The organism is Schauerella aestuarii, from assembly GCF_009866805.1.
Taxonomy (GTDB): domain Bacteria; phylum Pseudomonadota; class Gammaproteobacteria; order Burkholderiales; family Burkholderiaceae_B; genus Schauerella; species Schauerella aestuarii.
Genome location: NZ_SIZW01000040.1, coordinates 343,222 through 359,924, shown reverse-complemented (window position 1 = coordinate 359,924; position 16,703 = coordinate 343,222). Strand labels below are relative to the sequence as shown.

At 62.3% G+C, this 16,703-nt stretch carries 19 protein-coding genes; 7 read left to right on the top strand and 12 right to left on the bottom strand.

Translation table 11 applies throughout. The annotated features are described in order from the left end of the window. The first annotated feature begins 15 nt into the window (after positions 1-15). The 3 genes from trxB to EYW45_RS08475 are packed head-to-tail and all read left to right on the top strand — an operon-like array spanning position 16 to position 2,005. On the top strand, positions 16-978 hold the full coding sequence (gene trxB, locus EYW45_RS08485; protein WP_161134935.1) for a thioredoxin-disulfide reductase: 963 nt from the start codon (positions 16-18) through the stop codon (positions 976-978). Then, positions 965-1,663, top strand: a complete 699-nt coding sequence (locus EYW45_RS08480; RefSeq protein WP_161134934.1) for a Smr/MutS family protein — start codon at positions 965-967, stop codon at positions 1,661-1,663. Before trxB ends, EYW45_RS08480 begins: the two co-directional genes overlap by 14 nt. Before the next feature lie 6 nt (positions 1,664-1,669). Continuing rightward, on the top strand, positions 1,670-2,005 hold the full coding sequence (locus EYW45_RS08475; protein WP_161134933.1) for a DMT family transporter: 336 nt from the start codon (positions 1,670-1,672) through the stop codon (positions 2,003-2,005). Here the strand turns inward: EYW45_RS08475 and EYW45_RS08470 are convergent. The 3 genes from EYW45_RS08470 to EYW45_RS08460 form a co-directional block, all read right to left on the bottom strand. After that, the gene (locus EYW45_RS08470) at positions 1,985-4,099 is read right to left on the bottom strand and encodes a sodium:solute symporter family protein (protein WP_161134932.1); all 2,115 of its coding nucleotides are present in this window, start codon (positions 4,097-4,099) and stop codon (positions 1,985-1,987) included. The genes EYW45_RS08475 and EYW45_RS08470 overlap by 21 nt on opposite strands. Continuing rightward, positions 4,099-4,548, bottom strand: a complete 450-nt coding sequence (locus tag EYW45_RS08465) for a DUF4212 domain-containing protein (RefSeq protein ID WP_235938968.1) — start codon at positions 4,546-4,548, stop codon at positions 4,099-4,101. The genes EYW45_RS08470 and EYW45_RS08465 overlap by 1 nt, the downstream gene beginning before the upstream one ends. Before the next feature lie 342 nt (positions 4,549-4,890). Next, positions 4,891-6,000 carry a porin gene (locus tag EYW45_RS08460; RefSeq protein ID WP_161135396.1) on the bottom strand — a complete coding sequence of 370 codons (1,110 nt, stop codon included), beginning with the start codon at positions 5,998-6,000 and terminating at the stop codon, positions 4,891-4,893. A 300-nt stretch (positions 6,001-6,300) separates the two neighbouring features. Between EYW45_RS08460 and EYW45_RS08455 the strand changes: the two genes are divergently transcribed. Further along, entirely contained in the window at positions 6,301-7,890 is a 1,590-nt protein-coding gene (locus tag EYW45_RS08455) for an FAD-dependent monooxygenase (RefSeq protein ID WP_161134931.1), read from the top strand. Positions 7,891-8,045: 155 nt separating this feature from the next. Here EYW45_RS08455 and EYW45_RS08450 read toward each other — a convergent pair whose 3' ends face one another. From EYW45_RS08450 to icd, 5 genes are all read right to left on the bottom strand, one after another. Then, on the bottom strand, positions 8,046-8,957 hold the full coding sequence (locus EYW45_RS08450; RefSeq protein ID WP_161134930.1) for a LysR substrate-binding domain-containing protein: 912 nt from the start codon (positions 8,955-8,957) through the stop codon (positions 8,046-8,048). Positions 8,958-8,996: 39 nt separating this feature from the next. Then, positions 8,997-9,317, bottom strand: a complete 321-nt coding sequence (locus EYW45_RS08445) for a chaperone modulator CbpM (protein WP_161134929.1) — start codon at positions 9,315-9,317, stop codon at positions 8,997-8,999. Further along, complete coding sequence (locus tag EYW45_RS08440; RefSeq protein ID WP_161134928.1) at positions 9,314-10,300, bottom strand: DnaJ C-terminal domain-containing protein; 987 nt, start codon at positions 10,298-10,300, stop codon at positions 9,314-9,316. The genes EYW45_RS08445 and EYW45_RS08440 overlap by 4 nt, the downstream gene beginning before the upstream one ends. A gap of 85 nt (positions 10,301-10,385) precedes the next feature. Then, positions 10,386-10,958 carry a restriction endonuclease gene (locus tag EYW45_RS08435; protein ID WP_161134927.1) on the bottom strand — a complete coding sequence of 191 codons (573 nt, stop codon included), beginning with the start codon at positions 10,956-10,958 and terminating at the stop codon, positions 10,386-10,388. 34 nt (positions 10,959-10,992) lie between these two features. Next, positions 10,993-12,249: an NADP-dependent isocitrate dehydrogenase gene (gene icd / locus EYW45_RS08430; RefSeq protein ID WP_161134926.1), complete on the bottom strand. Its 1,257-nt coding sequence runs from the start codon at positions 12,247-12,249 to the stop codon at positions 10,993-10,995. Positions 12,250-12,382: 133 nt separating this feature from the next. On the opposite strand from icd, the gene EYW45_RS08425 reads away from it, so the two are divergent. Continuing rightward, on the top strand, positions 12,383-12,808 hold the full coding sequence (locus EYW45_RS08425; protein WP_161134925.1) for a DUF1841 family protein: 426 nt from the start codon (positions 12,383-12,385) through the stop codon (positions 12,806-12,808). 78 nt (positions 12,809-12,886) lie between these two features. On the opposite strand, the gene EYW45_RS08420 is transcribed toward EYW45_RS08425, so the two are convergent. The 3 genes from EYW45_RS08420 to EYW45_RS08410 form a co-directional block, all read right to left on the bottom strand. Then, complete coding sequence (locus tag EYW45_RS08420) at positions 12,887-13,111, bottom strand: hypothetical protein (protein ID WP_161134924.1); 225 nt, start codon at positions 13,109-13,111, stop codon at positions 12,887-12,889. Positions 13,112-13,339: 228 nt separating this feature from the next. Then, complete coding sequence (locus EYW45_RS08415; RefSeq protein WP_161134923.1) at positions 13,340-13,702, bottom strand: c-type cytochrome; 363 nt, start codon at positions 13,700-13,702, stop codon at positions 13,340-13,342. Between the two features lie 13 nt (positions 13,703-13,715). Further along, the gene (locus tag EYW45_RS08410; protein WP_161134922.1) at positions 13,716-14,069 is read right to left on the bottom strand and encodes a c-type cytochrome; all 354 of its coding nucleotides are present in this window, start codon (positions 14,067-14,069) and stop codon (positions 13,716-13,718) included. 137 nt (positions 14,070-14,206) lie between these two features. Here EYW45_RS08410 and EYW45_RS08405 point away from each other — a divergent pair, with 137 nt between their 5' ends. After that, positions 14,207-15,082, top strand: coding sequence for an AAA family ATPase (locus tag EYW45_RS08405; RefSeq protein ID WP_161134921.1), 876 nt, complete (start codon positions 14,207-14,209; stop codon positions 15,080-15,082). Positions 15,083-15,102: 20 nt separating this feature from the next. Beyond that, positions 15,103-16,275 carry a vWA domain-containing protein gene (locus tag EYW45_RS08400; protein WP_161134920.1) on the top strand — a complete coding sequence of 391 codons (1,173 nt, stop codon included), beginning with the start codon at positions 15,103-15,105 and terminating at the stop codon, positions 16,273-16,275. Positions 16,276-16,318: 43 nt separating this feature from the next. Here EYW45_RS08400 and EYW45_RS08395 read toward each other — a convergent pair whose 3' ends face one another. Beyond that, positions 16,319-16,663 (bottom strand): hypothetical protein, encoded by a 345-nt coding sequence (locus EYW45_RS08395; RefSeq protein ID WP_161134919.1) that lies wholly within the window; start codon positions 16,661-16,663, stop codon positions 16,319-16,321. Positions 16,664-16,703: the final 40 nt, after the last annotated feature.

Below are 16,703 nucleotides of genomic sequence, written 5' to 3'. Positions count from 1 at the left end.
AATGACTGATGCACTATGACGACGCCTAAACACGCGAAAGTTTTGATCCTGGGTTCCGGCCCTGCCGGTTACACGGCAGCGGTGTATGCCGCGCGCGCCAATCTCAATCCTGTGCTGGTTACAGGCTTGGCTCAGGGCGGTCAATTGATGACCACCACCGAGGTGGACAACTGGCCCGCAGACGCCATGGGCGTCCAGGGGCCCGAACTGATGCAGCGTTTTCAGGCTCACGCCGAGCGCTTCAATACCGACATCGTCTTCGATCATATCGCGCAAGTCGATGTTTCCAAACGTCCTTTTACGTTGACGGGCGATACGGGCAATGTGTACACGTGCGATGCGCTGATCATCGCGACCGGCGCCTCGGCCAAATACCTCGGCCTGCCGTCCGAAGAGGCCTTCATGGGCCGCGGCGTCTCGGGCTGCGCCACGTGCGACGGCTTTTTCTACCGCAACCAGGATGTGGTGGTGGTGGGCGGTGGTAACACGGCCGTCGAAGAAGCGCTGTATTTATCCAACATCTGCAAAACGGTGACGGTCATTCATCGCCGCGACAAGTTCCGCGCCGAGCCGATTCTGATCGACAAGATGATGGCGAAGGTCGAAAACGGCAACATGCGCTTGAAGCTCTTCAATACGCTGGACGAGGTGCTGGGCGACCAGAGCGGCGTGACGGGTGTGCGGATTCGCAACACCGATACGCAGGCCACCGAAGATCTGCCGGTCACTGGTGCATTCATCGCCATCGGCCACCAACCCAATACGGGCATCTTCGAAGGCAAGCTCGACATGATCGCGGGCGGCTATATCGTGACGCGCAGCGGCCTGAACGGCTTGGCGACGATGACGTCGGTGCCGGGTGTGTTTGCCGCAGGCGACGTGCAGGATCACATTTACCGTCAGGCGATCACCAGCGCCGGCACCGGCTGCATGGCCGCGCTGGACGCACAACGGTGGTTGGAGAATGCGGGGGAGTAAGGTCGGCCTGGCCGACCTCAAACGCCTGCGTCAGGACATCGAAGCCAAGCAACGTCGCGACGCGGCCGACGCGGCCAGGCGCGCCGAACGCGCGGCGGCCGAGGCACGGGCCGCGCAACTGGCGGCCGGCGTGATCGATGCCGACGACGCGCAGGCGTTCGAGCGCGCCGTCAGCCACGTGCAACCGCTGGCGCGCGACGCCCGCATCCTGCATGCCCCGGCGCCCCACAAGGCTGCCGACGCCGACGATATGAAAGCGCGGCGCGCGGCCGCCAGCGGCACCCTGCCGGGCCAGGTCGATGCGGGATTGTCCGATGGCGACTTGACGCATTTGCTGTGCGAAGGCGGCACTGCATTCGTGCGGGTGGAGGCCGCCCCCGATACGCCGCGCAAATTGCGACGCGGCCAGTGGCGCATCGGCGCCGAGCTCGATCTGCACGGCATGCGGGTGGATCAGGCCCGCACGGCATTGGCCAGCTTCATTCGCGACTGCATGGCCCATGACATTCGCTGTGCCCGGATCGTGCACGGCAAGGGCTACGGTTCGCGCGATACCGAACCGGTGCTCAAAGACAAAGTTCGGGCGTGGTTGATTCAAACGCCCGATGTGCAGGCGTTTACCGAAACCCCCGAAAAAGAAGGCGGCGCCGGTGCGTTGCTCATCTTGCTCAACGCCAGGAACTGATTCGCAATGGCTTCACATTGGGTCACACTGGGCATCGCCATCGCCGCCGAAATCGTGGCCACGTCGGCCCTCAAGGCATCCGATGGCTTTTCGCGGCTGCCGGCCAGTGCGCTGACGGTGGCGGGCTATGCCGTCTCGTTTTATTTTCTGGCCGTTACGTTGCGCACCCTGCCGGTAGGCGTGGCGTATGCCATCTGGTCGGGCGTGGGCATCGTTGCCATCACGATCGTGGGCATCTTTTTGTTCAAACAAATCCCGGATACCGCCGCGTTGATCGGCATGGCCTTGATCGTGGCGGGCGTGATCGTGATCAATGTGTTTTCAAAAGCGGCCGGTCACTGACCCCTCGTCGCCCGCCATATCGCGCGGCATGCGGGCTCCGGCACTGCGCACATAATCGACCAATGCCAGCGTGCCGGCGTCCGGCCTGGGCGTGAGCCACGACACGGCCACCATCACCGCAAACGCCACTGGCGCGCCGAACACGCCGGCCGCGATCGGCTGGATGCCCCACCACAACGACACCGGATCGGACTGGGGCACCGAAAACGCCCATTCGCGCAAGCCCGGATGCGTAAACACCATATAGCTCGCCGTGACCAGCAAACCGCTGATCATGCCGGCGATAGCGCCCCAGCCGTTGATGCGCTTGCAAAACACACCCATCACCAAGGCAGGGAAAAACGAGGATGCGGCAAACGAGAACGCGGCCGACACCATGAAGAGAATGTCGCCCGGCTTGCCTGCCGCCAGCCATGCTGCCGTGAACGCCACCAGCAACAGCAAGCCTTTGGACAACATGATGCGACGTGCCATCGGCATCCGCGGCGAGGCGATGCGATAGCCGAAATCGTGCGACATCGCATTGGACAGCGTGAGCAGCAGCCCATCGGCCGTCGACAAGGCCGCAGCCAGCGCGCCGGCCGCGACCAGCGCCGAAATCGCGAACGGCAACCCGCCGATCTCAGGCATCGCCAGCGCCACGATGTCGCCGGACATCTCGATTTCGCCGAGTTGCACGATCCCGTCGCGATTGATGTCCGTCACTTGCAAAAGCTGCGGATCGAGTGCGCTCCAGGCGTCCACCCAATCCGGCAACGAGATGAATTGCAAGCCGATCAATTGAGTGTAGATCTCATGCTTCACCAGAATCGCCAGCGCGGGGGCACACAGATACAGCAGCAAAATGAAAAAGAGCGCCCATCCCACCGATCGCCGCGCGCCCGCCACCGACACACTGGTGTATGAACGCGCCAGAATGTGCGGCATGCCGGCGGTACCCATCATCAGGCACACCACCAAGGCCAGGAAATTGATCCGCATGGCATCGCGCTGCTGCGGATCGGCCGCGGGATAGGGCTGGCCGGCCGGCACGACCGGCTCGGCGCGCGCCAGGCAGCGGTCGCGTTCGCGCGTCCACGCATCGCGGGCGGCCGCAACGTCGACGGGATAGGTGGCCAGCTCACGCTCGACCAGGCGCACTTCGACGAGCGGCGCCTGCGCGGCATTCAGGTCGGCCAGCCGCGTGCGCAGGGCTTCTTTTTCGTGGGTGAAAGACGCCGGCAGCGCATCCAGGCGGCGCGTCATGTCGTCGGCGCGCGCCAACCACACGGCCCGCACCTGCTGCTCGGCCGGATCGTTGAGCAGATAGGCTTCCTTCTGCACCACCTGTTCCAGCACGGCGCCCACGCGCGCCTGCGGCACAGGCTGGCCGGTGTGCTTGACGGTCAACAGCACCACCGGCACGGTATACGCAATGACCATGATGATGTACTGCCCGACCTGCGTCCAGGTGACCGCGCGCATGCCGCCCAGGAACGAACACACGAGCATGCCGCCCAGCGCGATGAAAATGCCGAGTTCGAACGAAATGCCGGTCATCCGCGAGGTGATGATGCCGACGCCATAGATTTGCGCCACCAGGTAGGTGAACGAACACAGCACCGCGCACAGCACGCCCATGAGTCGCGGCCCGCGGCCGCCATAACGCGCACCCAGGAAATCGGGGATGGTGTACTGGCCGAACTTGCGCAGGTAGGGCGCCAACAGCAGCGCCACCAGAACGTAGCCGCCCGTCCAGCCGACGATATAGGCCAGGCCGCCATAGCCGGACACATACAGGGTGCCCGCAATGCCGATGAACGACGCCACCGACATCCAGTCAGCGGCAGTCGCCATGCCGTTGTACACCGCCGGCACCCGCCGGCCGGCCACATAGTATTCGGCAGGATCGGAGGTTCGGCACAAGATGCCGATTCCTGCGTAAAGGCTTACCGTGACCGCCAGAAAGACGTAGCCGATCCATTGGCGCGGCATGCCGCGCATTTCAAGCCAGGTCAGCCCGCCGATCAACCCAATGAAAGCCGCTGCGAAACTGATGTAGCCCACGAGCACGCGCTGCGGCAACCGATCAGGCTCGTGAGGATGCACCGGCATCAGGGCCGCTCATCGCCGGCGGCATCGCTGGCGTCGACGCGGTTCATGACCGCAGCGTAGACGGCCACGATCACCAGAAAGGTCAGCGGCGCACCATAAGCGGTCATCCAGAACGAAAAGGGCCAGCCAAGAAAGTTGAACGTCACATCGCGCGCGAAAAATGGCGCCAACAGCGAGACCACGGCCCAGATCGACAGCAGCACGGCGATCACGATTCCGTTGATGCACCAGAATCGTGCAGAACGGAGCGGTGCCGCTTTGGCGTCGACGACCGAAGACGTGCGTGTTGCGCGCTCGATGTTAAGCCTGTGACGATCGGGGGGGAGGTGCGACGGGGGCATGTGCGAAGGCGATGACAAACTGGTGCGCTTCTCGCGAGTCATGCCAGAATACATTGGCTCGTTATAAGCGACAACGGCTGGCACTGCCTGGTGCCAGCCGTCGCGCATTTTTGTTGTTATCGGTACTGCCTATCTTTCTTATATACCGGTGCCGCCGGTTCTATTTGCCCATGCAGGGCTTTGTCTCCTCACCTGCATGAAACGTATTCTGCACCAATTACGGGAGTCGGGCACTAGGGGAATGCCCTAATTCGGCGCATTCATTTAGATATTTCCTGCACTAATATAGTGCAATAACAACAAAATCGGCAATCCAGGACCCCGCGAGCATCGATGGAACGAACTCGTTGAAATTTGCGCCCCACTCCGGGGCATAAAAAAGACCACCCCGAAGGGTGGTCAAAGTAAAAGATCGCCCCGACTCTGGTAAGGGCGCTCCCTAGTGCTCGCTTAGAAGCGGTGGCGCACGCCGGCGCCGACCGTGGTGACCTTGTTGCCATCGACGAAACCGTAGCCGTCGGCATACGAACCATACGCGTACAGATCGGTGCGCTTGGACAAATCGTATTTGAAGCCCAAGCTATAGATATCCGTCTTTTCCAGGCCCTTGTTGGGGTCGGCACGCTGCCACGATCCGAATACGCTGGACACGGCGCCGATCGGTGCCGTCAAACCGACGAGGTACGAGTTGATGCGCAGGCCGTCCCATGAGAAGGCGCCATTGGTCAGGCCAATGCCGTTTTCGCTCGGCGCGCCCGATCCACGACCGAGAAACTGGCCGCTCAATACGCCGTCCTTGGTGTAGCCGTAGGCCAAGCCGAGCTTGACGACTTCAAAGTTGTACGCCGCACCGATGATGGCCGACTTCGGCTTGGGCTGCGACGGCGTCAGGTTCTGCTGGTCATAGGATAGGGAGACCTGCAGCGGACCCGACAAATACATCGCACCGGCGGTGATCGCACGGTTGTTTTCGTTGGTGCGGAAGTTGCCGCCCAGATCGGCGTCGTAATTGAACGAATACCCGCCGCCGAATGTGAGGCCGCCATACGTCGGCGTCTGGTACATCAGGGTGTTGTCGTAGCGGACGGTATTCGCGGCACTGAACGCGGAGCCCATATTGGCCTGGAAGAAGTCGAGCGCAAAAGGATCGACGCCTTCGAAATAGCGCGACGCCAGATTGGTCTGACGGCCCATGTCGAACGTACCGAAGTCACCCGTCAAACCGACGGTCGACTGGCGGCCGAAAAGGCGGTTTTGTGCGTTGCGGCCATCGTTGGCGGTGAAGCCGCTTTCAAGCACAAAGGTAGCCATCGTGCCGCCGCCCAGATCTTCCGTGCCGCGCAGACCCCAACGCGAGCCGCTTTGCTGGCCTTCCTGAATGCCAAAGCGCGATTGGCTGCCGCCGCCGATATCGCCTCGGCTGACATCACGATCGCCCGTCTTGTTGCTTTGATAAATCAGCCCTTCATCGATCAAGCCATAGAGGGTAACTTGTGTCTCAGCCGAAGCCGCGCCAGCAAATCCGGCGATCATCGCACCCAACAGCACGCTTTTTTTCATCTGCATAGCACTCTCCGCATGTGACCCCTTGGGGTACGAAATAAAGTTCGTGATACGAAGATAGGCGTGGGGCAAGCGGTTTTGAAAGCATATAAATAATATGATTTCAATTTGCTACATAACGAGCATCTAATCCGGGACAGTTCTTTTCAGTATCAAATACTTATGTCGAAACACCAGAAATCTATGATTACATAGTTGTCACATTAATTGTTGTTGGTGCGACACAGCAAAATCACGTCCCGATTGCCGCAATGAAGGGTTCGAATGTCCGATTCGAGCTGCCTACAGGAGCTACCGATGCGCACTCCCCCAAGTCCGGTACTGATCGTCGGCGCCGGCCCCACCGGCCTGGTGCTTGCCTTGCGCCTTGCCGCACACGGCGTGCCGCTCACGCTGATAGACCGCCGCAGCGGCCCTGGCCTGGCCTCCCGCGCCATGATCGTGCAAGCCCGCACCCTTGAGTTCTACCGACAGATGGGTTTGGGCGACGATGTGGCTGCCCATGGCATCCCCGTCGAGCACGTGCACTTTCGAAGCGGCGACAAGGCCATCGAACGAATCGATTTGCACGATGCCGGCGGCGACTTGAGCCCCTACCCCTACATTCTTGCCTTTGCACAAGACGATCACGAACGCTATCTCGTCGCGCAATTGGCCACCCGCGGGATCGCGGTGCAATGGAACACCGCGCTCACCGCCCTTGCACAAGACGAGCACGGTGCGTCCGCAACCGTGCAGACGACCGCGGGTGAGACCGTTATCGAGGCCAGTTACGTATGCGGCTGCGACGGCGCACACAGCACGGTTCGGCAGGCGCTTGGCATCGCCTTTCCGGGCGACACTTATGCGCAGGTTTTTTACGTCGCCGATGTGCAATTAGCAGACGGCTTCGATCGCGATCTGCACATCAATCTGGGCGAACGGGCGCTCGCCCTGGTGCTGCCGGTACGCAGCCGCGGCGTACAGCGCTTGATCGGATTGATTCCAGAACGTTTTACCCAGCGCGAAGACATCACCTTCGACGATATTCGCGGCGACGTCGAGACACTCGCCGGGATCGAGGTGGCGCACGTCAACTGGTTTTCACGCTATCGCGTGCATCACCGGGTGGCCGACCGGTTCGGTCGCGGGCGGTGTTTCCTGGCGGGCGACGCTGGCCACATCCACAGCCCCGCCGGTGGCCAGGGCATGAACACGGGTATTGGCGATGCCATCAATCTGTCTTGGAAGCTGGCCGCAGTGCTGCAGGGCTACGCCCCCGTCGCGCTGCTGGACACCTACGAGACCGAGCGCATTGGTTTCGCTCGCCAATTGGTGGCCACCACCGACCGCGCCTTTCGCGCGATGGCGGGTGGCGGTTGGTTCAGCCGCCTCATGCGCCGGGGCGTGGTGCCCACCGTGTTGCCCCTCGTCGCCGACTTCGCCGGCGCGCGCCGAACGTTGTTCAGAACCGTGTCGCAGATCCGCATCGCGTACCGTCGCAGCGACATCAGTACTGGGCGTGCGGGCCGCACCGCGGGCGGCGACCGTTTGCCGTGGGTGCCGGGCGACCCGGCGATCGCCGCCGCATTCGACCATCTCGGTTGGCAGTGGGTGGCCTGCGGCACGCCCGATCCTGCGCTCGTGACGCGCGCCCGCGACGATGCCCTCCCCCTGCGAATCGTCGCGTGGCGCACGCCGGCCGAACACGCCGGGTTGAGCGAGCATGCCGCGTATCTGGTTCGGCCCGATGGGCATGTCGCGCTGGCCATGGCACGTTACGACGCGGCGACGCTGGATTCCTATGTGGCGCGTCACGGATGGCGCTTCGCAGCCGCGAATGCCTCGGCGGCGACGCCGTCGGTCGCTAAGCCCTTGGCCGCGAAGCCCTCAGCCACAAAGGCGTAAGCCACCAAGCCGTAAGCCACCAATCCACCAAGTCATCAGCCACAACCCCATCAGCCAAGAAGCCGCGACAGCGCGCCTTCGTGATCTGGCGATGCTCCGGCGTCACCTTTCGGCCAGCTACGGAACCGCATTCAGAGTGCGCACGCCACCTTGCCCTATCTCAGCCCGACGATCCACGCCTGAGCCGCCAGCCGCTCGCTCAGAAAGTCCAGAAAGCAGGCAATGCGCGGCGAAAGTTGGGTATTGCGGTAGTACACCGCGTGTATCGGTTGCAGCACCTCGACCGTATCGCGCGGCAGCACCTGCACCAGGCGACCGTCGCGACGATCGGCCTGCGTCATGAAATCCGACAGGCACACGATGCCCGCACCCGAGAGCGCAAGCTGACGCAGGGTTTCACCGCTGGACGCGCGCAGCGACGGCACGATGCGCAACCGGTCGCCATGCGGGCCCCGCAACGGCCACTGATTCAACGAATCGGGCTGGTTGAAGCCCAGCAGCCGATGCGCCGCCAGATCGTCGAGCTCCCTGGGGCGGCCCGCCGCCTTGAGATAGTCGGGGCTGGCGAGCACCCTCAGCACACTCGCGCCCAAAGCGCGCGCCCGCAGCGTCGAGTCGCGCAACGTCCCGATGCGGATCGCCACATCGGTGTCTTCCTCGAGCAGATCGATCACCAGATCGTTCGTATTGAGCTCGAGTTCGATCTCGGGATACCGCGCATGAAACGCAGCGATCTCAGGCACCACCGCGTGCAGCATGAAGGGCGCGGCGGCATTGACGCGCAATCGCCCCGCTGGGCGCAGCCGCCGCACGGCAACCTGTTCCTCCGCTTCGTCCACCGCCGCGAGGATGGCGCGCGCGTGTCCCAGCACCGAGTGCCCTTCCTCAGTAAGCGTCAGCCGCCGGGTGGTGCGATTGAGCAACGTGGTGCCCAGCTTTTCTTCCAGCCGCGTGAGCGCGCGGCTCACCCCGGAAACGGTTTGACCCAGTTGCGCGGCGGCCGCCGTAATGGAGCCGCTGTCGACCACCGTGCGAAAGGCCAGATATTCGTCGAGCGAGGTTTTCACGATCGACCCTGGGTGGAGGATGCGGTGCCCACGATCGGCTCAGCGCCCGCCTATCTGCCGCAGCTGCGCGCGCAGGTGGGCATTTTCCTCGAGCAGATCCAGCACCAACGCCACGCCGTTGACATCGAGCTCGAGGTCGCGAATCAGCCGCAACGCCAGGCGGGCGCGACCAAGCGACGCACCATCGAACCGCCATTCGCGTTGATCGCCTCCGGCAGGTTCGAGCACCCCTTCATGCACCAACACCACCACGCGATCATGCTCGACGCGGCAGGCGCGGCATAATTCATCGAGTGTGAAATGCACGTGTTCTTCGACAATAACGGTGTCGATCGCCCGAAGATTTGCAGGTGTGCTCATCGCTTGGCCTCCGTAGCGCTGCGCGCATCGTATGCGGGATAGGCCCGCGCCAGTGCCTCATAAGCGGCCTTCTGATCAGGCGTCACGGCCGATGGCGCCACGATGTTCAGCACCACGTACAAATCACCCGCTGTCTTGCCCGGAAGGCCGCGGGCCTTCAAGCGCAGCTTGCGGCCGCTACGTGACCCCGGCGGAATCGTAAGCTCCACCCGGCCTTCGGGTGTGGCGGCTTCCACGCTTGCGCCAAGTGCGGCCTCCCAGGGCGCCAGCGGCAGATCGACGTACACGTCACGTCCATCCACACGAAACTGCGGATGCACGCGATAGGCGATTTCGAGATAAAGATCGCCGGCTTGCTGCGTGTCGGGGTCGCGGCTGCCCTGGCCGGCCAGGCGCAGGTGCTGGCCTTCGCGTACGCCCTTGGGAATGGTGATTTCGAGCTGCCGCGCCGTCATGGTTACGCGACCCTGTGCGTCGACCACCGGCATCGAGAGGGAAACGGTACGCGTGGCACCCAGATAGGCATCCTCGAGATCGATCTCGATCTTCGCATGGTGGTCCAGGCTGGCCGCACGCCGACGCCCCTGCCCGGCACCGGCGCGATCCTGATGACCGAAGATCGATTCGAAGAAATCGCTGTAGTCGCCCGGTTCGCCAGCGCCGAAGCCCTGCCCGCCGCCGAAATCGCGACCACCGAAGTCGCGGCCACTGAACTCGTACCCCTGCGGCCCGCCCGGCTGCGGTCCGTACCCTTGCGGGGCCTCGCGCTCACGGCGAACGCGATCGTCGTAAGCCGCCCGCATCTCCGGATCGTTGAGCGCGTGGTAGGCCTCGTTGACTTCCTTGAAGCGCGACTCGGCGTCGTCTTCTTTGCTCACATCCGGGTGGTACTTACGCGCGAGCTTGCGGTAAGCCTTCTTGATGGCGTCTTGATCGGCCGAGCTATCCAGACCGAGCGCAGCGTAATAGTCTTTGAACGTCATGAGTCCATCCACAGAGCCTGCTCACAGCATACGGCAGACGCCGCGCAAAAACCACGCCGCGCGCCGCTTGGTCGCGGCCCGGGCGCTACTTCAGTTCGGGCATCAAACGTGCAATTTCGGCTGCCGCAATCACGCTGATGCGGTTGTCGCGCGCGAACGTGCGTGCGGTATCGCTGATCTCGTTCACGCTGACGTAAATGCTTTCGTTGGCGCCGCGCGAGCGCGTCTCGGCCAGCAGCGCGCGCAACGGTTCGACGCCGGTACGCGCCGCCTTCCAGCGCCGGGCGCTCACCACCGCCGTGTGACCGGCGCGGGTCAATTCAAAATCGGCCCGTGCCCCATCCAAACGTTTGACGGTACTGCCGTCGCGCTCGAAGCCCGCCTGCAGGGCCTGGGCAAACGTGCTCCAGGGCATGGCGGACACGGTGGTCGTGACCGCTTCGACCTTGGCCGCCGACGGCAGATGGCGCCGCTTCCAGGCCGATATGCCGGCAATGGCAAAGAATGGAATGGCCGCAAAAAACCCGGCCGGCTTGACCACCGGCGGCAGCGCCAGCACCGATACTGCGGTAACGGCGACCGCAATCAGACCGCTGATCCACCAGGGCTTGCGCAACAGTATGGCAAACACCGAATGCTCTGCCATCTTGAACTTCATGAACGTCCTCGGCGAGATTGGATTGACATGCGCATCACAGGTTGTCGATCATGACCTGGCCGAAACCCGAGCACGACACCTGCGCCGCGCCTTCGAGCAGCCGGGCGAAGTCGTACGTGACTTTCTTGGACAGGATCGATTTCTCCATGCTGGCGATAATCAGATCGGATGCTTCGACCCAGCCGATATGACGCAGCATCATGGCGGCCGACAGGATCTCCGATCCCGGATTGACGTAGTCCTTGCCGGCATACTTCGGTGCTGTGCCGTGCGTGGCTTCGAACATCGCCACCGTATCGGACAGGTTGGCACCCGGCGAAATGCCGATACCGCCCACTTGCGCAGCAAGCGCCGCCGAAATGTAGTCGCCGTTCAAATTCATTGTGGCGATCACGTCGAAGTCGCGCGGGCGCACGAGACTCTGCTGCAGAAACGCATCCACGAACATATCCTTGACGATAATGTCGCGGCCTGTGCGCGGGTTCTTGAGCTTGCACCACGGACCGCCATCGATCACCTGCGCATCGAACTCTTTCTGCAGCAGTTCGTAGCCCCAGTCACGGAAGCCGCCCTCCGTGAATTTCATGATATTGCCCTTGTGCACGAGCGTGATCGACGAGCGATCGTTGGACAGGGCGTACTGCACCGCCTTGCGCACCAGCCGCTCGGTGCCTTCGCGCGATACCGGCTTGATGCCGATCGAAGAGGTGTCGGGAAAACGAATCTTGCTGGCACCCAGCGTATTCTGCAGAAACTCGACCAACTGACGCGCCTGCTCGCTTTCGGCCATGAACTCGATGCCGGCATAGATATCTTCCGAGTTCTCACGGAAAACCACCATGTCGGTTTTCTCAGGCTGGCGCAGCGGCGACGGCACGCCCTTGAAATAACGCGCCGGCCGCAAGCAGGCATAGAGATCGAGTTGCTGGCGCAACGCCACGTTGAGCGACCGGATCGCGCCCCCCGCGGGCGTGCCGAGCGGGCCCTTGATCGAGACCACATACTCACGCACGGCATCAAGCGTTTCGGCCGGCAACCATACGTCGGGCCCGTAGATCTGCGTGGCCTTCTCGCCAGCGAAGACTTCCATCCAGTGGATGCGGCGGTCGTCACCATAGGCCTTGGCCACCGCAGCGTCGACAACCGTTTTCATGACGGGAGTGATGTCCGCCCCGGTCCCATCGCCTTCGATAAAGGGAATGACGACGTGATCCGGCACGTTGAGCGAAAAGTCGGCGTTGAGCGTGATCTTTTCGCCGCTTTCAGGCACTTGGATATGTTGGTAGGACATGATGCTCGGCGGCTCCAGGTATTCGAGTGATGCGATGCTGCCTGCGATTCTATCCCGCATCGTGCCTGCTTCCGCGCGCCGGCCTGGACGCAGGCGTAAAATGATCCCATTCCATCCGTATGCATCGATCGTTATGTTCAATCCCTCCCGCGACCAGGTTCGCGAGTTCTTCACCGGCACCTGGCGCAAGCACCGCGCGCATGAGGTGCTGACCCCGCTGGAAGCCATTGCGCTTGACTGGATGATCGAGCATCCCGAGTATCACGGCGACCTCGAACATCCCGAAGCGATGACGGCCGAGTATTCGGTCGAGAAGGGCCGCACCAACCCTTTCCTGCACATGTCGATGCACCTGGCGATCGCCGAGCAACTGTCGATCGATCATCCGCCCGGCATCCGCGCCGCGTACCAGCAGTTGGTCGGCAAGACCAACGCGCACGAGGCCGCGCATGAAATCATGGAGTGTCTGGGCCAGGTGGTGTGGGAAGCGCAGCGCCTGGGAACGCCGCTGGATAGCGACACCTACATCGATCTGATCCGGCAACGCGCCGGTCGTTGATCAGAAAAGGCGGTTCCGGCCGCCGCTGTCATGTTCTGCCGCGTCCGCCGGCGCGACGCCATACAGAATCCGCAGCATTCAGCACATCGGCTCGGACAACGTGGCGCGGCCCGCCGCCGCGTAGCGGCTGGCACCCTGCATCCGCGACGACTGGCTCATCGCCGCAGGGCGAGGCGTCACCATGACGTCCGCCTCATCGTCAGCCGACACCGACGGCACCCAGGCGCGACTATTTGGATTGCCGGCAAAGTATTGCGACGGAATCTCGTAATGACTGGTGGCGCTAGCCCGCTTTGAACGCATCGGTACTCCTCTCTGATCACCCGATCGAACGGCGCATGATGCGCGGCTCCGGGCTGCTGACGAACAGCTGAACCTGTGAGAGCGAATTTACCGATGATCGTTCCGTGCGACTAGACTGCAAAATCCGCATGGGCTTATGAGGAGAACTTCATAATCCAATGTGGATTGTCGCGCGTACACGCTGGGGCCGATGACCCGGTCCGCAGCGGTGAGGTCATCGGTGTGAGGTCAGCGGCGTACGCCGAGCGGCCCCGGTTGCGCGGCCAGCCACGCCGATACGTTGGCGATGTCTTCGGCGGACAACTGCGTGGCGAAGGCGCCCATGATGGGGTTCTTGCGCGCATTGGCCGTGGCCGGTGCGCCCGATGCGCCGCGCTGGTAGGCTTTCAGCGCATGCGCCAGATAATCGGCATGTTGACCGGCTAAGATCGGATACGACGGATCGACCGAGGTGCGCGCATCGGCGCCATGGCACGAGGCACAGTTCAGTTTCTCGAAGATCGCCTTGCCGGCGTTGAGATCGGCGGCCTGGGCCGACAAACCGGCCATGGCCAGTACGGCGCCCGCGAGGGCAACGGTGTAGCGTTTCATGTGTGCCCCCGGTTTATTTGAGATCGGCGTAGTAGGCGGCCAGATCGGCAATGTCCTGGTCGGACAGGCTGCCGGCGATGGCGTCCATGGTCGGATGCGAGCGCGATCCCTTTTTGTATTCGTTGAGTGCGGCTTCGATGTACTTCGCGTTCTGACCGGCGATCATCGGGACGTGGTACAGCTCGGGAAACGTTGCCTTGTAGCCGGGAATCCCATGGCAGCCGATACACATGGAGATCTTGTCGCGGGCCGCTTGAACATTGCCGACCGGGGGCGCATCGGCGGCGAACGTCTGGCCCGCGATCAAACAGGATCCGGCCAAAGTTATCGATGACACCATGCGCATCATAGGGTTTCGCAACTTCATGAAGATGTCTCTTATTATGGCTGTAGTCGTTTCCGGGCGTGCACCCGGCCGCAAAACACCTCGGATTGTACGATAATTGTCCGCACATTCCGCCCGCCGTCGCGCACCGTGCGACATTCTCACACGAGCTTGCCCCCATGCCGCTGAATCCCCCGTCCACGACCGCCGCCCGCTTCGAAGGCAGCGAGCGCTACGTTGCCACCGACGATCTCAAGCTTGCCGTCAATGCGGCATTGACGCTGCAACGCCCGTTGTTGATCAAGGGCGAACCCGGCACCGGTAAAACGATGCTGGCCGAAGAGGTCGCTGCGGCACTGGATCGGCCGCTGCTGCAATGGCACATCAAGTCCACCACCAAAGCCCACCAGGGGCTGTACGAATACGATGCGGTGTCGCGGCTGCGCGACTCGCAACTGGGCGACGAAAAGGTGCGGGATATCCGCAACTACATCATCCGGGGCGTGCTCTGGGAAGCCTTTCAGGCCGACGAGCCCGTGGTGCTGCTGATCGATGAAATCGATAAGGCCGATATCGAATTCCCCAACGATCTGCTGCGCGAGCTCGATCGCATGGAATTTCATGTCTACGAGACCCGGGAGACCATCAAGGCCGTCAATCGTCCGCTGGTGATCATCACGTCGAACAATGAAAAAGACCTGCCGGACGCCTTCCTGCGTCGCTGTTTCTTCCACTACATCCGCTTCCCCGACCGCGACACGATGCGCGACATCGTGGGCGTGCATTTCCCGGATCTGAAGCAAGACGTGATGCGCGCCGCGCTGGACACGTTCTTCGGCCTGCGCGAGGCGCCCGGACTCAAGAAGAAGCCGTCGACCTCCGAACTCATCGACTGGCTGCGTCTGCTCCTGGCCGAGGACGTCAGCGCTGAAGACCTGGCCCAGGCCTCGAAAGACGCTCTGCCCAAGCTTGCCGGCGCGTTGCTCAAGAACGAGCAGGATCTGCATTTGCTCGAACGCCTGGCGGCCATGACCCGCACCGGTCAGCGCCGTTAAGTTCTCAATCAGGGCCACCCATGCTCGTTGACTTCTTTTTCCATCTGCGTGCCCACCGCCTGCCGGTCTCCGTCAGAGAGTATCTATCGCTGCTCGACGCGTTGCGGCACGGTGTGATGGGGCCGTCGCTCGACGACTTCTATTATTTGTCGCGCATCGCCTTGGTCAAGGACGAGAGCTACTACGACCGCTTCGATGCGGCATTCGGATCGTTCTACAAAGGCCTGGAAGCCAAACTGCCGCCGGCCAAGGACATTCCGCTCGACTGGCTGATCAAGCAGTTGCAACGCGAACTCAGCGACGAGCAGAAAGCGGCCGCCGAGAAGCTCGGTTGGGACGAGCTGATGGAACGTTTGAAGCAACGGCTGGAAGACCAGAAAGGCCGCCACGAAGGCGGCAACAAATGGATCGGCACCGGTGGCACGTCGCCCTTCGGCAATGGCGGCTACCACCCCGAAGGCATCCGCATCGGCGGGCAGTCGTCGGGCAATCGCAGCGCAGTCAAGGTGTGGGACATGCGCACCTTTCGCGACTACGACGATCAGCTCGAGCTGGGTACGCGCAACTTCAAGGTCGCGTTACGCCGTTTGCGGCGCTTTGCCCGGCAAGGCGCCGAGATGGAGCTGGATCTGGACGGCACGATTGCAGGCACCGCGCGCAATGCCGGATACCTCGACCTTCAGATGGTGCCCGAACGCCGCAACACCGTGAAAGTACTGATGCTGCTGGACGTGGGCGGCAGCATGGACGACCACATTGCCCGTATCGAAGAGCTGTTTTCGGCGGCGCGCAGCGAATTTCGGCATCTCGAGGTGTATTACTTCCACAACTGTCCCTATGAGTCGCTGTGGCAAAGCAATAGCCGCCGTCAAAGCGAACGGGCTGACACGTGGGATGTGCTGCGCAAGTACAACGCGGACTGGCGGCTGATCATTGTGGGTGACGCCACGATGAGCCCTTATGAAATCATGCAGCCGGGAGGCTCGGTCGAGCATTACAACAAAGAACCCGGCGCGACCTGGATGCAGCGGTTGCTGGAACAATGGCCGAAATCGGTGTGGCTGAATCCAGAATCGGCTGCATCCTGGCAGTATCGTCAATCGATTGCATTGATGCGCGAAATCATGCACGACCGGATGTTTCCGGTCACGGTTGCCGGGCTTGAACAAGCGATGCGGCACCTCGCAAAATAGAAATGGGAGCCTCGCGCCGGCGATCGGCGCGGCTCCCCGGTCGTCAGGCGGCTTCGCGCTGCTGCGGGCAATGCCGCCAGTTCAACGCGTCCTGATCGAGATCGAGTTCGAAATGCTCGACGTAAGGAGCATGCGTCAAGCGGCCCGGCAAATCGCCTTCCACTTCCAGCACATGTCCTTTGAAACCGCAGGGTGTTACGGCACCTTCTGCGCAAAACCGGCCATCGGCCACATCGACCACATAGGTTTTGCGATCGTGCAACACCAGCGCGACGTACTTGCCATCATCGCTGGCATAGGCATAGCGAAAATGCCCTTTCAGGTTGGACGATTGCAGTGAACGGCCTGTCAATTGGGATAAAGCACGCGTGACGATTTCAGTCAGCATGGGGCTCTCCGGGTTGACGCGGCGGCACGATGCCACCGCA